Origin of the sequence: Streptomyces sp. NPDC018031 (genome assembly GCF_044327625.1) — a bacterium.
GTDB lineage: Bacteria > Actinomycetota > Actinomycetes > Streptomycetales > Streptomycetaceae > Streptomyces.
The window spans coordinates 193,257-208,213 of the sequence record NZ_JBIRFT010000002.1; the positions used below are offsets into that span (position 1 = coordinate 193,257).

Consider the following 14,957-nt stretch of genomic DNA (forward strand, 5'->3'; position numbering starts at 1 on the left):
CGGTCACGGCCGGCCCGACCGCCGCCGGAGCGGGGCCGAGGGTGGGGGAGAGCGGGTGCGGGCCGCACCCCTCGGGGAGTGCGGCCCGCACGGATCAGCGCTGTGCCCGGCCCGCCCCGGCCGTCAGGCGGCCCGGTGGAGCGGGGCGGCCGCCCGGAACCGGGCGGCCGTCACGGCTCAGAAGAGCTGGACGTACTGGTTCCAGCCGGAGTTGCCGATCTTCTTCTTGGCCCGGTACGGCGCGGTCGCCTTGCCGGTGCCGGCGTACAGCCACAGCGCGCCGGCCTTGTCGCGGGCGATCAGGTCGCTGCGGCCGTCGAGGTCGACGTCGCCGGTGGAGACCAGGTGGTTGAACTGACCCCAGCCGGTGCCGACCTTGGTGCGGCCGGCGAACGGCTTGGTGTAGTCGCCGGTGCCCTTGTAGAGCCACAGCACGCCGGAACGGTCGGCGGCCACCAGGTCGGCCTTGCCGTCACCGGTCAGGTCGCCCTGGCCGGCGAGCTGGGTGTACTGGCCCCAGCCGGGGCCGATCTTCTTCTTGCCGGTCAGGGTGCCGTCGGCCTTGGCCAGGTAGAGCCACAGCGTGCCGGAACCGTCACGGGCGATCAGGTCGGCCTGCTTGGCCCCGCCGAGGTTGCCGGGGGAGCGCAGCAGGTCGTACTGGTTCCAGCCGCTGCCGATCCGCTTGGTGTTCTCGGTGCTGTAGGTCAGCGTGCCGTCCAGGCTTCGGGCGTACAGACCGTAGGTCTCGCCGTTGAGGACCTGGACGGAGGCGTTGAACTTCTCCCAGCCGTCCGTGACGTGCTCGCGGGCGTCGAGCCCGCCGCGCCCGTTGGGCCCGTACATGTACAGGTCGCCGGTGCGGGTGGCGGCGGCCAGCGGCAGGACCGGGGCCGCGACGGTCGCCACCTTCGGGGCGGCCGGGGCCGCGGTGCCGAGTTCGGCGCCGGCCTTCGCAAGACTCTTCAGGGGAGCCGGGGCGGGGGCCGGGCTGTCGGCCACGGCGGCCCCGGCGGAGGTGCCGACCAGTGCGGCGGCTATCGCCGCGGTCGTCAGCCGGGCCACGGTGGTGCCGCGGCGGCGGCCAGTGAGTCGTGCCACGTAGTTCTCCAGGGTGCAGATGATGTGGGACAGCGGAGATGTGCCCGGGCGTTACCGGACACATCTCCATACCTTCTTGATCCTTTCACGCGATCTTTACCTGTCAATGGGTTTGAGGTCGTTTCACCAGCCCCGGAGCGCCCAGTAGTTCGATTTCGGCCAGCCGGGACGCGCCGGTCGGCACCAGCCGGTAGTGGCGGTACGTCGCCGGTCTGGCGATGGAGAACACCCGGGTCTGCCGGTCCCAGGCGAAGGACTCCCCCGAACGCCGGTCCAGCTCCCGCCACCGCCGGCCGTCGGCCGAGCCCTGGAGCACCCAGCCCTCGGGCGCCCGGGCCCGGTCGGCCGAGGTGAGGGTGTACTGGACCGCACGGCGCGCGGACGGCACCGGCAGCTCGGTGGCGGCCACCGGCGCGTCGGTGGCGGAGGTGTCGTCGAACAGCGGGCCGTCGCCCGACAGCAGGTCGCCGCGCGGCGCGGGCACCTCGTCGTCCGTGGTGAGCGAGGTCGGCCCGGCGTCCTTCCCGGTGCCCCAGGACGACGGCCGGTCACCCATCACGAACTCCAGGGTGGCCCCGCGCGCCAGCAGGTCGTGCGGCAGCGCGGTCGACTTCCACGGCTTGCCGTCGACCTTCAGGGACTGGACGTAGACGTTGCGGGCGCTGTTGCGGGGCGCCTTGATCACCAGGTCCCGGCCGTTCTCCAGGTGCACGGTGGCCTTGGTGAACAGCGGCGACCCGACGGCGTACTCGGGTGAGCCCATCACCAGCGGGTAGAAGCCCAGGGCGCTGAAGAGGTACCAGGCGGACTGCTCGCCGTTGTCCTCGTCCCCGTGGTAGCCCTGGCCGATCTCGCTGCCGGTGTACAGCCGCCGGAGCACCTCGCGGACCTTGGCCTGCGTCTGCCACGGCCGGCCGGCCGCGTCGTACATGTAGACGGCGTGGTGGGCGACCTGGTTGCTGTGCCCGTACATGCCCATCCGCACGTCCCGGGCCTCGGTCATCTCGTGGATCACGCCGCCGTAGGAGCCGGCGAAGTCAGGGTTCGCGGTCTCCGGGGTGGTGAAGTAGCGGTCCAGTTTCCGCGCCAGGCCCTCCCGGCCGCCGTAGAGGTTGGCCAGGCCCCGGCTGTCCTGCGGGGCGGTGAAGGCGTAGCCCCAGCCGTTGGTCTCGGTGTAGTCGTGGCCCCAGACGCGCGGGTCGTACTCCCCGGCCGGGAGCCGCCAGCGGCCGTCCTCGTCCCTGCCCTGGAAGAAGCCCGCCCCGGCGTCGAAGTGCTGGACGTAGTTGCGGGCCCGGTTGCGGAAGTACTCCGCCTCCTCCCGGTACCGGGGCTTCTTCGTCTTCGCGTACAGCGCCTGCGCCATGTGGGCGATCCCGGCGTCGTTGAGGTAGCCCTCCAGCGCCCAGGACATGCCCTCGTGGGTGGTGGTCGGGGTGTAGCCCAGGAAGACCGAGCGGTCCATGCCCTTGCGCCCCACCCCGGCCTTCGGGGGCACCACGGTCGCGTTCTTCACGGCGGCCTCGTAGGCGGCCTCGGCGTCGAAGTCGACGCCCTTGCGGTAGGCATCGGCGAAGGCCACGTCGGAGCTGGTGCCGGTCATCAGATCGGCGTAACCGGGGGAGGACCAGCGGGAGATCCAGCCGCCGTCCTTGTACTGCTGCACGAACCCGTCGACCAACTCGCCCGCGCGCTTGGGGGTGAGGAGCGAGTAGGCGGGCCAGGCGGTCCGGTAGGTGTCCCAGAAGCCGTTGTTGACGTGGACCTTGCCGTCCACGATCTTCGCCCCGGTGCGGGTCGGGGTGTTCTCGCCGGCCGGCGGGGAGAACGGGCTGGCGTAGCGGTACCTGGGCTCGTCGGCGGTGCCGGTGTTCTCGTAGGCGGAGTTGGGATAGAGGTAGAGCCGGTACAGGCTGGAGTAGAGGGTGGTGAGCTGATCGGGGTCGGCGCCCTCCACCTCCACCCGGCCCAGGATGTCGTCCCAGGCCCGCCGCGCCCGGTCCCGCACCTGTGTGAAGGAGTCCGACGCCCCGATCTCCTGCGCCAGGTTGGCCTTCGCCTGCTCCACGCTGATCAGCGAGGTGGCGATGCGCAGGGTGACGGTGCGGTCCGCCCCCGGCCGGAAGCGGAAGTAGCCGGTGACGTCCTTGCCGCCGCCGCCGGGGAGACGGCCGGACGCGGTGACCGGGGCGTCGAAGACGCCGTACACGAACATCCGGGAGGCGCCGGTGGACAGGCCGCTCCGGACGTCCGAGAAGCCGGTGACCACGCCGTGCTCGGGGTCCAGGGTCAGCCCGCCGGAGTTGTTCACGTTGTCGAAGACGACGGTCGCGTCATCACCCGGATAGGTGAACCGCATGATCGCGGCGTGGTCGGTGGGCGCGATGTCGGCGCGCAGCCCGTTCTCGAACCGCACGCCGTAGTGGTGCGGCCGGGCCGTCTCGTTCTCGTGCCGGAAGGCCAGGGCGCGTGCGGTGCGGTCGGCGTCCGGCGGACCGGCGGCCGCCTGCGGCATCACCTGGAAGGTCTGCCGGTCGCCCATCCAGGGGCTGGGTTCGTGGCTGGCGCTGAACGCCTGGAGGGTGGGGAGGTTGTCGGCGTTGTTCGCCCGGGCGTACTGGTACAGCCAGTCGGTGGAACCGGCGTTGGTCACCGGCGTCCAGAAGTTGAAGCCGCCTGGCACGGCCGTGGCGGGGAAGGTGTTGCCGCGCGAGTAGCTGCCGCTGGAGTTGGTGCCGCGGGTGGTGATGACGTGGTCGGCCAGGTGGGCCGGCCGGGGCCGGGGCTCCGCCGGGGCGAGGGAGATGTCGTCGACCCAGCCGCGGAACGCCGCCGGGCCGCCGGGGGAGTCGTAGGCCACCAGGATCCGGTCCACGGTCTTCCCGGCGGCGACCGCGCCGATCCGCGACTCCTTGTGGTTCCACTGGTTGACGTAGAGGGTCTTGGAGGCGGCCTGGCCGCGCGGCGAGAGCTCCGCGCCGTGCTGGTCGACCGCGCCCAGGTCACTCAGATAGGTGCCGTCGGTGAAGGCCAGGTCGACCGAGACATGGGTGGCCGGGTAGTTCAGGTCGGTCTCCGGCATGGCGGGGAAGACGCGGTAGGACAACCGGGTGCCGGGGCGCACCGCGACATCGGTGTCGAAGACCTTGTTGTACGAGTACGCCCGGCCGTCCGGCCGGTGGGTGCCGGCGTAGCGCAGGGCCCGGGTGCCGGTGAAGCCGGCGTGCGCCTTGGCGGTGGGGGAGCCGGCCGGGCCCTTGTCGACCCGGCTCTGCATGTCGGAGGGGGCGGGCGGGGTGGTGTCGCTGCCGCCCAGCTGCACCTCGGCCAGCTGGGTCAGCCCCTCGCCGGCGTTCCGGGTGATCTCCAGCCGGAAGTGGCGGTACCGGGTGGTGTTGTCGAACGCGAACTCCCGGGTCTGCTGGCGCCGCTCGAAGACCTGGTCCCGGCGGGTGTCCAGGGTCTTCCAGCCGGAGCCGTCGGCCGAGCCCTGGAGGGTCCAGTCGCGCGGGTCCCGCCCGGCCGCGTCGTTGGCCGAGGTGAGTGCGTAGCGGACCACGTCGACCGGCTCGGAGAGTTCGAACTCCAGCCAGGCGGTGGTGTCGAAGACCAGCCATTTGCTGGTGGTCTCACCGTCGACCAGGTTCTCCTTCACCTCGCCCGCGCTGCTGTGCTCGCCGCTGGCCCGCACCGCGGTGACCTTGTCCGTCACATTGCCGGGGATTCCCGTGGCGTAGGCGCCGTCGACGCCCGCGGCCCGCTTCCGGCCGTCCGGTGCGGTCTCCACCGTGTCGCGCCAGTCGGGCTGCGGGTCGTCGGTCTCGAACGAGGAGTCGAACGCGGTTGCGGGGGCTGGGGCGTGCGGCGCGCGAGGGGCGGCCGCGGCCGTCGCCCCCTCGGTCGTCGCCATCAGCAGGACGGCTGCCAGCAGGGCGGCCGGACGGCCGGCGCGGTACCGCGGCCGTCGTCGTCTCTGTCGCATCGGGCCTCACAAGAGGTGTGACAACGTTGTCAGTTGAGTGACGCAGAGACAAGTACCGGACAACGGGCGGGTGGTGTCAAGGGTGCGGGCGACGGGTGGCGGTCCGCCGGGCGGGCCCGGGCGGCGGAGCGCCACCCGTCCGGCCCGCGGCGCGGCGGGCCGGACGCGCGCCGCCGGGGCGGGATGCGCGCGGGGTCACCCGGACGGCGGAGGGGGCCGCGCGCCCGGACGGGACGCGCGGCCCCCTCCGGGGCGACCGGCCGGAAGCGTGCTCAGTCCAGCGCGTCCGTCTTGGTGGCCAGCGTGATCTTGCAGGTCTTCGCCTTCTTGGCCGCATCCGCCTCCAGGCCCTTGACGGTGACGGTCTTGGAGCCGTTGCCGGCCACCGAGGCGTCGGAGGACATGCCGGTGGTCACCACCTCGTCGTCCTTGTCGACGAAGCCCACGAAGATCGTGTAGTCCTGCTTGGTCGACGAGGAGTTGCTGATCTTGACCTCGGCGTACGGCATGTTCGACGAATCCCAGCCGCAGTTCCCCATCTTGACGTCCTCGCTCACCAGGGGGTTGCCGGTGGGGGCGCCGGTCGGCTCGTCGGTGGGTTCGTCGGTCGGTTCGGGGGTGGGCTTCTCGGACGGCTTCATCGGCAGCTTGGCCAGCGCCCTGCCGACCGCCGCACCGCCTTTGCTGTCGCCCTCGGCCGACCCGCCGCCGCCGTCGGAGCCGCAGCCCGCGGTCAGTCCGAGGGTCGCGACCACGGCGAGGGTGGTGGCAACGGGGAGCTTCGTCCGGAGCAATGGGAGCCGCCTCTCGAGTCCGCGCTCGCACGGCAACGCGCCGTACGGGCATTCGTCCCCTACGGTATGTCGAACAGGTCTCAACTCGGGAAAGACCCCGACCAAAAATGCTATCGATCTTGCCCAGCCCCGGAGAAGTGGACTATACCTGTCGGCGTCCGAGCGGCCGTGCGAATCGGCGGTCGGCCACGGGGGCCGCGGCGTCGGTAGGGACCGGCGTCGTCCACAGCGCATCGCCCCCGGCGCCACACCCAGCAGCACCACTCAGCTTCAAGGTTCAAGGCTCCACATTGACCGCGGTGTCGGACCCGTCGCCGGAGGCGAGCTCGTACGGGAGGCCGGTCACCGCCTGAGTCCTGACGAAGGCGAGGACTTGAGCATGGGATCCACCTCAGATTTCGGCCGTCGCGACCTGATGAAGCGGTCCGCGGCACTCGGTCTGATCACCGTGCCTTCCATCAGCATGCTCTCCGCGTGCGCCAGTGGCGGCGACAGCGGCGGCGACAAGGTCGACAAGGGCACCAAGAGCGAGAAGAACCCGCTCGCCGTCAACGAGAGCGCCGGACTCGACGTCGTCATCTTCGACGGTGGCTTCGGACAGCAGTACGCCAAGGATGCCGAAAAGGAGTTCGAGAAGCGGTATCCGGAGACCAAGGGCAAGATCAAGCACTCGGCCACCCAGAAGATCCAGACCACCCTGCAGCCTCGCTTCAACGGCGGTACCCCGCCGGACCTCATCGACAACTCCGGCGCCGAACAGATGGACTTCGGCACCCTGGTGAGCAAGGAGCAGCTCACCGACCTGACCCCGCTGCTGGACGCGCCGTCCATCGACGACCCGAGCAAGAAGGTCCGCGACACGCTGCGTCCGGGCGTCGTCGAGATGGGCCAGTTCAACGGCAAGCCGGTCTGGATCCTCTACTACGCCTACACCGTCTACGGCATCTGGTACTCCCGCACCGCCCTGGAGAAGAACGACTGGGAGTACCCGGAGACCTGGGACGACATGCTCAAGCTGTGTGCGGCGGCGAAGAAGAAGGACATCGCCGGCTGGACCTACCCGGGCAAGTTCCCGTACTACCTGCCGTTCAGCCTGTACCCCTTCATCGGCAAGATCGGCGGCCGCGAGGTCCTGGACTCCATCGACAACCTGGAGCCGAACGCCTGGAAGCACCCCGCCGTCAAGGCCGCCTTCGAGGCCTACTACGAGCTGTTCCGCAAGGGCTACATCCTGGAGGGAACGCCCAGTCAGAGCCACACCGAGGCGCAGACCGACTGGACGCAGGGCAAGACCCTGTTCATCCCGAACGGCTCCTGGGTGGAGAACGAGGCGAAGAAGACCACGCCCGGCGACTTCCGGATGGCGGTGGGCGCCCCGCCCAGCCTGGACAAGGGCGACAAGATGCCCTTCGGCACCATCTGGGCCTCCGGCGGCGAGCCGTTCATCGTGCCCCGGAACGCCCGGAACCCGGAGGGCGGCATGGAGCTGCTCCGGATCATGCTGGGCAAGAAGTCCAGCCAGAACTTCATCCGGCAGGTCTCCTCGCTCACCTCGCTGAACGGCGGCACCGAGGGCCTGGAGCTGCCGCCCGGCCTCAGCTCCGCACAGGAACTGCTGACCAGGGCCGGCGACAACGTGCTCAACCCCCGGATCCAGGACTGGTACGTCGGGCTGAACAAGCAGCAGATCGGCATCGGGGCCCTCGGCGAGATGATGGCCGGCCGGATGACCCCGGCGGAGGCGATCAAGAAGATCCAGAAGTACGCCGACGACACCGCCAAGGACGACTCCGTCACCAAGTACCAGCACGCCTGATCACAGCCGGTGCGTCACCAGCGGCTCCATCCGCCGGGGAAGAACGAGGTCGGTAGGGAATGCAGCAGGTCAAGAAGGTGAGCGAGGCGGGACCGGGGAAGCGGAGCCGACCGGCCACCGCCTCCGGCGCCCCGGGGGCCCTCCTCGGCTGGTACCGGAAGTACGGGTTCGTGGTGGGGTTCCTCTCGGTACCCCTGGTGATCTACGCGCTGTTCGTGATCTCACCCTTCATCCAGGCCATCTACTATTCGTTCACGGACTGGACCGGTCTGAGCTCCGACTTCAAGATGGTCGGGTTCGACAACTACGACTGGATGCTCCATGACGACGTCTTCTGGAAGGCGCTCGGACACAACATCCTGTTGCTGCTGATCCTGCCGCTGGTGACGCTCGGCCTCGGCCTCTTCTTCGCCTTCATGCTGAACGTCGGCGGCCGCCGGAGGAAGAACGCGGCGGTCGCCGGGGTCCAGGGCTCCGGCCTCTACAAGATCATTTACTTCTTCCCGCAGGTGCTCTCGATCGCCATCGTCGCCCTGCTGTTCCAGTTCACGTACAACCCGCGGACGGGGGCACTCAACGCGGCCCTGGACGCGGTCGGCCTGGACTCCTGGAAGCAGCTGTGGCTGGGCGACCCCGACCTGGCGCTGTGGTGCCTGATGGCGGTCATGGTCTGGAGCAACGTCGGCTTCTACGTCGTCCTCTTCTCCGCGGCCATGAGCTCCATCCCCCGGGACTTCTACGAAGCGGCCCTGCTGGACGGCGCCAACCGGTTCACCACCTTCTTCCGGGTCACCCTGCCGCTGCTGTGGGACACGGTGCAGACCGGCTGGATCTACATGGGGATCATCGCGCTGGACGCCTTCGCGGTGGTCCAGATCATGACCGTGGGCCCCGGCGGACCCGCCGACTCCACCCAGGTCCTCGGCTACTACGTCTACACCAAGACGTTCCGGGACGGGCAGGCCGGGCGCGCCACCGCGCTCGGCGTGGCGATGCTCGTCGTCACGTTGATCTTCGCGGTCGTCGTCTCCCGGCTCGGCCGGCGCGAACGCCTGGAGTACTGATGACGAGGACACCCGTGAACCGCCGCACCACCGCAGATCTGGGGGTAGCACAGTGACCGCGCAAGCAGAGCCCTCCGAGGTCGGGACCGTACCCCGGAAGGACGACGCGCCGGCCGCCCCGCCACCGCCCGCCCCGAAGGGCCGGATGGGCAGCGAGGGCCAGGTGCTCAACGTCTTCTCGCACGGGGTGCTGGTCATCTGGGGCCTGCTCGTCACCCTGCCGCTGCTCTGGGCGGTGATGAGCTCGCTCAAGACCGACAAGGAGATCTTCACCTCGCCCTGGGGGCTGCCCGAGACCCTGCACTTCGACAACTGGTCACGGGCCTGGAGCGAGTCGAACATCGGCGACTTCTTCCTCAACACCGTGCTGGTGGTCGGCTGCTCGCTGTTCGGCACGATGCTGCTGGGGGCCATGACGGCGTACGTGCTGGCCCGCTTCGAATTCCCGGGCAGGCGGTTCGTCTACTTCGGCTTCGTAGGCGGGATGAGCTTCCCGATCATCCTGGCGCTGGTGCCGCTCTTCTTCGTGATGAAGAACATGAGCCTGCTCAACACCTTCCACGGCCTGATCCTCGTCTACATCGCCTACTCGCTGCCGTTCACCGTCTTCTTCCTCACCTCCTTCTTCAAGACCCTGCCCACCTCGGTGGCGGAGGCGGCGATGCTGGACGGCGCCTCGCACACCCGGACGTTCTTCCAGGTCATGCTGCCGATGGCCAAGCCCGGGCTGATCAGCGTCGGCATCTTCAACTTCCTCGGGCAGTGGAACCAGTACATGCTGCCCGCGGTGCTCAACACCGACGAGGACAAGCGCCTGCTCACCCAGGGCCTGGTGCAGCTCACCACCAGCCAGCAGTACCGGTCGGACTGGTCGGCGCTCTTCGCCGGCCTGGTGCTCGCGATGCTGCCGGTCCTCGCCGTCTACATCATCTTCCAGCGCCAGGTGCAGGCCGGGCTGACCGCCGGCGCGGTGAAGTAGCCGGCGGGCGGCAGGGCGCGCGACGGCGCGAACACCTGAACGCGGAATCACGGCGGTGGCGCCGGTCCTCCCAGGGCCGGCGCCGCCGCTGTGTCGTATCTCACGTGCGGTGATCAGCGGCCTGTGGGCGGGACCGCCCGCTCAAGGGCTTGACGGGGGGCAATCCAGGCGGCTCGACTTAGAGTTCACATGTTGGAGACAGTGCCGGGCCCCATCGTCGTGGCCCGGCGGCGGGCGGTCGTCGTGCCGTTCACCGAGGTGGGAGTGGATGGGCGTGGAGACTCCGGGATCGCAGTCGTCGCTGCACCGGGCCAACCTGGAACGGGTCGTGCGCGCGGTGCGTATGGCGGGATCGCTGACCCAGGCGGAGATCGCCCGGAGCACCGGGCTGTCCGCCGCCACGGTCTCCAACATCGTCCGGGAACTCAAGGACGGCGGGACGGTGGAGGTCACCCCCACCTCGGCGGGCGGCCGCCGGGCCCGCAGCGTCTCGCTGAGCGGCGACGCCGGCATCGTGGTGGGCGTGGACTTCGGCCACACCCACCTGCGGGTGGCGATCGGCAACCTGGCCCACCAGGTGCTCGCCGAGGAGTCCGAGCCGCTGGACGTGGACGCCTCCGCGGCCCAGGGCATGGACCGGGCGGAGTACCTGGTCGGCAGTCTGATCGAGGCCACCGGCATCAGCCCGGGGAAGGTGATCGGGGTCGGACTGGGCGTCCCCGGGCCGATCGACGTGGAGACCGGGGCGCTCGGCTCGACCGCGATCCTGCCGGGCTGGGCGGGCACCAACCCGCGGGACGACCTGGCCGCCCGGCTGGGCGTACCGGTGCACGTGGACAACGACGCCAACCTCGGTGCGCTGGGCGAGCTGGTGTGGGGCGCCGGCCGGGGCGTCGCGGACCTGGCGTACATCAAGGTCGCCAGCGGCGTCGGCGCCGGACTGGTGATCAGCGGGCAGATCTACCGCGGGCCGGGCGGCACCGCGGGCGAGATCGGGCACATCACGCTGGACGAGTCGGGCCCGGTGTGCCGCTGCGGCAACCGCGGCTGCCTGGAGACCTTCACCGCCGCCCGGTACGTGCTGCCGCTGCTCCACTCCAGCCACGGCGCGGACCTGACGGTGGAGCGCATGGTGCAGCTGGCCCGCGAGGGGGACCCGGGCTGCCGCCGGGTGGTCGCCGACGTGGGCCGGCACATCGGCAGCGGGGTGGCCAACCTGTGCAACCTGCTCAACCCCAGCCGGGTGGTGCTCGGCGGGCATCTGGCCGAGGCCGGCGACCTGGTGATCGACCCGATCCGGGAGTCGGTGGCCCGGTACGCCATCCCCAGCGCCGCCCGCCGCCTGTCGGTGATGCCCGGGGCGCTCGGCGGCCGGGCGGAGGTGCTGGGCGCGCTCGCCCTGGTGCTGAGCGAGATGGGCGACTCGACGCTGCTGGACGGCACGGCCACGGCGGGCGCCCTCGGCGCGCCGGCGGGCGCGGTGCCCACCGGAGCCGCGTCGCTGAACTGACCGACTCCCGAACGGACCAGGCCCCGGCCGCCCGGCCGGGGCCTGGTCCTGTTCGAGCGGGTGCAAGTGAGTTCAGGCAGATTACGAATGGCACCGTTGCCATCTCGTTAAGGATTTACTTCTTGACGTCAAGCTAACGGCCGAGTTGACTTCCAGCCACCTCGGCCGCAATGACGCGGCCTCGTCAGGGAGGTCACCCCCATATGAACGCAACGATGCGTCGCGTCGCCATGGCCACCACCGCGGTCGCCCTGGCCGCGACCCTCGCCGCCTGCGGGCAGGCGAAGGAAGCCGGCGGCGACAGCAGACCCGAGAAGAAGAAGACCGGGCCGCTCACCATCGGGCTGCTGCTGCCCGAGGACCAGACCACGCGGTACGAGAACTTCGACCGGCCCTTGATCGTCAAGCACGTCAAGGCGCTCTGCGCGGACTGCACGGTCAGGTACGGCAACGCCAAGTCGGACGCCGCCACCCAGCAGCAGCAGGTCGACTCGATGATCACCAAGAAGGTCGACGTCATCATCCTGGACGCGGTGGACTCCGAGTCCATCGCCAGCTCCGTGAAGCGCGCCGACAAGGCGGGCATCCCGGTCGTGGCCTACGACCGCCTCGCCGAGGGACCGGTCTCCGGCTACACCTCGTTCGACAACGAGGAGGTCGGGCGGGTGCAGGGCAGGTCCCTGCTGAAGGCGCTCGGCGACCGGGCCGGCCAGGGCAAGATCGTCATGCTCAACGGCTGGGAGGCCGACCCCAACGCCGCGATGTTCAAGCGGGGCGCGCTCTCCGTCCTGGAGGGCAAGGTCGAGATCGGCAAGAGCTACGACATCGACCGCTGGTTGGCGGACGAGGCCAACGAGAGCATGAGCGGCGCCATCTCCTCGCTGGGCAAGGACGAGATCGTCGGCGTCTACGCGGCCAACGACGGCATGGCCGGCGGTGCCATCAGCGCCCTCAAGAGCGGCGGCCTCGACCCGCTGCCGCCGGTCACCGGCCAGGACGCCGAACTCGCGGGCGTGCAGCGCGTCCTCAGCGGCGACCAGTACATGAGCGTCTACAAGCCGTACGAGCCCGAGGCGGAGGCCGCCGCCAAGATGGCCATCGCCCTCGGCCACGGCGAGAAGGTCGACGCCTCCGACACCGTGGACAGCCCCACCACCAAGGGCATCCCGACCACCCTGATCACTCCGGTCGCGCTGACCAAGGAGAACGTCAAGGAGACGGTCGTCCAGGACGGCCTGTGGAAGGTCAGCGACATCTGCACCGCCAAGTACGCGGCCGCCTGCGCGGAGGCCGGTCTGAAGTGATCCTCGTACGCCGCCCGGCGAGGGCGGCGTACGACGAGCACCGACCGGAAGACGGTGCCGCCCGTCCGGTGGCCCGGCCGGTCACCGGGGCGGGCCCGTCCCGCCGGGCGCGACGTCGCCCGCCCGGTGCCGGACCCGGCCCGCGTCCGCGGCCCGTCCTCGAACAGCAGCGCGGGGGAGGCGTTCCCCCGCGCACCACAGGCTCACCCCTGCCCTAGATCGGAGATGGCCATCGTGCCGAACGAACCCGTACTGGCGTTGCACGGGATCTCCAAGCGGTTCGGCGCCGTGCAGGCGCTCACCGACGTCCACCTGGAGGTCCACGCCGGAGAGGTGGTCGCCCTCGTCGGCGACAACGGCGCCGGCAAGTCCACCCTCGTCAAGACCATCGCCGGAGCCGGCCCCGCCGACGGCGGCGTCATCGAGTGGTGCGGACGGCCGGTCCAGATCAACCGCCCCCACGAGGCCCAGGAGCTGGGCATCGCCACCGTCTACCAGGACCTCGCGCTCTGCGACAACATCGACGTGGTCGGCAACCTGTTCCTCGGCCGGGAGATCAGCCGCGCCGGGGTGCTCGACGAGGTCGAGATGGAGCGCCGCTCCCGCGAACTGCTCGACACCCTCTCGATCCGCATCCCCAGCGTCCGGATCCCGATCGCCGCGCTCTCCGGCGGCCAGCGCCAGACGGTGGCCATCGCCCGCTCCATGCTGGGCGAGCCCAAGCTGGTGATCCTGGACGAGCCGACCGCCGCCCTCGGCGTCGAGCAGACCGCGCAGGTCCTGGACCTGGTCGAGCGGCTCCGCGAGCGCGGCCTCGCGGTCATCCTCATCAGCCACAACATGGCGGACGTCAAGGCGGTCGCGGACACCGTCGCGGTGCTGCGGCTGGGCCGCAACAACGGTGTCTTCGACGTCGCCGGCACCTCCCAGGAAGAGATCATCTCCGCCATCACCGGCGCCACGGACAACGCTGTCACCCGCCGCAAGGCGCGCCGGGACGGCAGCGGCCACGGCGACACCAGCGACCACAGCCACCCCGCGGAGGCCGGCCAGTGACCACCAACCTCGACAAGCAGGGCAGCTCCGGCGGCGCACCGACGGACGCCCAGGCCCCCGCCCCCGGCGCCGTCGCCGCGGTGGACCCCCGGCTCCTCGTCCGCGAGGAGGGCCTCAAGGGCTATCTGCAGGAGTTCGGCCGGAAGATCCGCAGCGGTGAACTCGGCTCGCTGCCGGTCGTCGTCGGCCTGGCGATCATCTGGGCGATCTTCCAGTGGAAGGACAGCGCGTTCCTCTCCCCGAAGAACCTCTCGGACCTGTCCATCCTGCTCGTCGGCACCGGTCTGATCGCGGTCGGCATCGTGTTCGTGCTGCTGCTCGGTGAGATCGACCTGTCGGTGGGCTCGCTGAGCGGTCTGGCCGCCGCCATCGTCGGTGTGCTCAGCGTCCGGGAAGGCGTGCCCGAGGGGTACGCGGTGCTGATCGCGCTGGCCGCCGGCGCGGCCCTGGGCGCACTGCACGGCTTCTTCTTCGCGAAGATAGGCGTGCCCGCGTTCGTCGTCACCCTGGCCGGCCTGCTCGCCTGGGAGGGCCTCAAGCAGCAGGTGCTCGGCACCACCGGCACCCTGGGCCTGGACGAGGACGGCCTCGTCGCCCACCTGGCGAACCACTACTTCACCCAGATCGCCGCCGCCTACGGGGCGGCCGGCCTCGCGGTCGCGGCCTTCCTCTGCTCCCAGCTCCTGGACGCCCGGCGCCGCAAGGCCGCGGGCATCCCGCACCGGCCGATGGTCGACATCTGCCTGCGGACCGCCGCGCTGGCGGCCCTGCTCTTCGCCGCGGCGTGGAAGCTCAACGAGTACATGGGCCTGCCGCTCGCCGTGCTGATCTTCGCGGTCGTGCTGATCTTCTTCGACTTCGTGCTGCGCCGGACCTCCTACGGCCGGAACATCTTCGCCGTCGGCGGCAACGTGGAGGCCGCCCGCCGGGCCGGCATCAACGTCGACCTGGTGCGCATCTCGGTCTTCGCGCTCTCCGGCCTGATGGCCGCGGCGGGCGGCCTCGTGATCGCCTCCCGCATCACCTCCGCCAGCCAGACCGCCGGCACCGGCACCCTGCTGATGGAGGCGATCGCGGCCGCGGTCATCGGCGGGACCAGCCTGTTCGGCGGGCGCGGCAACGTCTGGTCGGCGCTGCTCGGCATGCTGGTGATCGGCTCGATCGCCTCCGGCATGGCGCTGCTGGGCATCTCCCCCTCCATCCAGAACATGATCACCGGTGGCGTGCTGCTGGCCGCGGTGGTGATCGACTCGGTCTCCCGGCGGACCCAGCGCTCGGCCGGCCGCGGCTGACGGCGGACCGGCCTCCGGCCCGGCCCCGGTGCCCGGCACCACCCGTGTGGCGGTGCCGG

At 70.6% G+C, this 14,957-nt stretch carries 10 protein-coding genes; 7 read left to right on the forward strand and 3 right to left on the reverse strand.

The genetic code is table 11. From position 1 onward, the window contains the following. Nucleotides 1-177: 177 nt before the first annotated feature. From ACH4B3_RS07190 to ACH4B3_RS07200, 3 genes are all read right to left on the reverse strand, one after another. A complete protein-coding gene (locus ACH4B3_RS07190; protein WP_398461751.1) occupies nucleotides 178-1,101 on the reverse strand; it encodes an FG-GAP repeat domain-containing protein in 924 nt (307 codons plus the stop codon). 103 nt (nucleotides 1,102-1,204) lie between these two features. Beyond that, nucleotides 1,205-5,083 carry a GH92 family glycosyl hydrolase gene (locus ACH4B3_RS07195; RefSeq protein ID WP_398461752.1) on the reverse strand — a complete coding sequence of 1,293 codons (3,879 nt, stop codon included), beginning with the start codon at nucleotides 5,081-5,083 and terminating at the stop codon, nucleotides 1,205-1,207. Between the two features lie 272 nt (nucleotides 5,084-5,355). Then, complete coding sequence (locus tag ACH4B3_RS07200) at nucleotides 5,356-5,877, reverse strand: PT domain-containing protein (RefSeq protein ID WP_398461753.1); 522 nt, start codon at nucleotides 5,875-5,877, stop codon at nucleotides 5,356-5,358. Nucleotides 5,878-6,256: 379 nt separating this feature from the next. On the opposite strand from ACH4B3_RS07200, the gene ngcE reads away from it, so the two are divergent. The 7 genes from ngcE (at nucleotide 6,257) to ACH4B3_RS07235 (ending at nucleotide 14,898) form a co-directional block, all read left to right on the forward strand. Continuing rightward, nucleotides 6,257-7,693 (forward strand): N-acetylglucosamine/diacetylchitobiose ABC transporter substrate-binding protein, encoded by a 1,437-nt coding sequence (ngcE, locus tag ACH4B3_RS07205; protein WP_398461754.1) that lies wholly within the window; start codon nucleotides 6,257-6,259, stop codon nucleotides 7,691-7,693. 59 nt (nucleotides 7,694-7,752) lie between these two features. Next, nucleotides 7,753-8,757, forward strand: coding sequence for a carbohydrate ABC transporter permease (locus ACH4B3_RS07210; protein ID WP_398461755.1), 1,005 nt, complete (start codon nucleotides 7,753-7,755; stop codon nucleotides 8,755-8,757). A gap of 145 nt (nucleotides 8,758-8,902) precedes the next feature. Next, entirely contained in the window at nucleotides 8,903-9,736 is an 834-nt protein-coding gene (locus ACH4B3_RS07215) for a carbohydrate ABC transporter permease (protein WP_398462307.1), read from the forward strand. Nucleotides 9,737-10,010: 274 nt separating this feature from the next. Further along, a complete protein-coding gene (locus tag ACH4B3_RS07220) occupies nucleotides 10,011-11,246 on the forward strand; it encodes an ROK family protein (RefSeq protein WP_398462308.1) in 1,236 nt (411 codons plus the stop codon). Between the two features lie 203 nt (nucleotides 11,247-11,449). Next, nucleotides 11,450-12,550, forward strand: coding sequence for a substrate-binding domain-containing protein (locus tag ACH4B3_RS07225; protein WP_398461756.1), 1,101 nt, complete (start codon nucleotides 11,450-11,452; stop codon nucleotides 12,548-12,550). A 225-nt stretch (nucleotides 12,551-12,775) separates the two neighbouring features. Then, entirely contained in the window at nucleotides 12,776-13,606 is an 831-nt protein-coding gene (locus tag ACH4B3_RS07230; RefSeq protein WP_398461757.1) for an ATP-binding cassette domain-containing protein, read from the forward strand. After that, nucleotides 13,603-14,898 (forward strand): sugar ABC transporter permease, encoded by a 1,296-nt coding sequence (locus ACH4B3_RS07235; protein ID WP_398461758.1) that lies wholly within the window; start codon nucleotides 13,603-13,605, stop codon nucleotides 14,896-14,898. The genes ACH4B3_RS07230 and ACH4B3_RS07235 overlap by 4 nt, the downstream gene beginning before the upstream one ends. Nucleotides 14,899-14,957 lie beyond the last annotated feature (59 nt).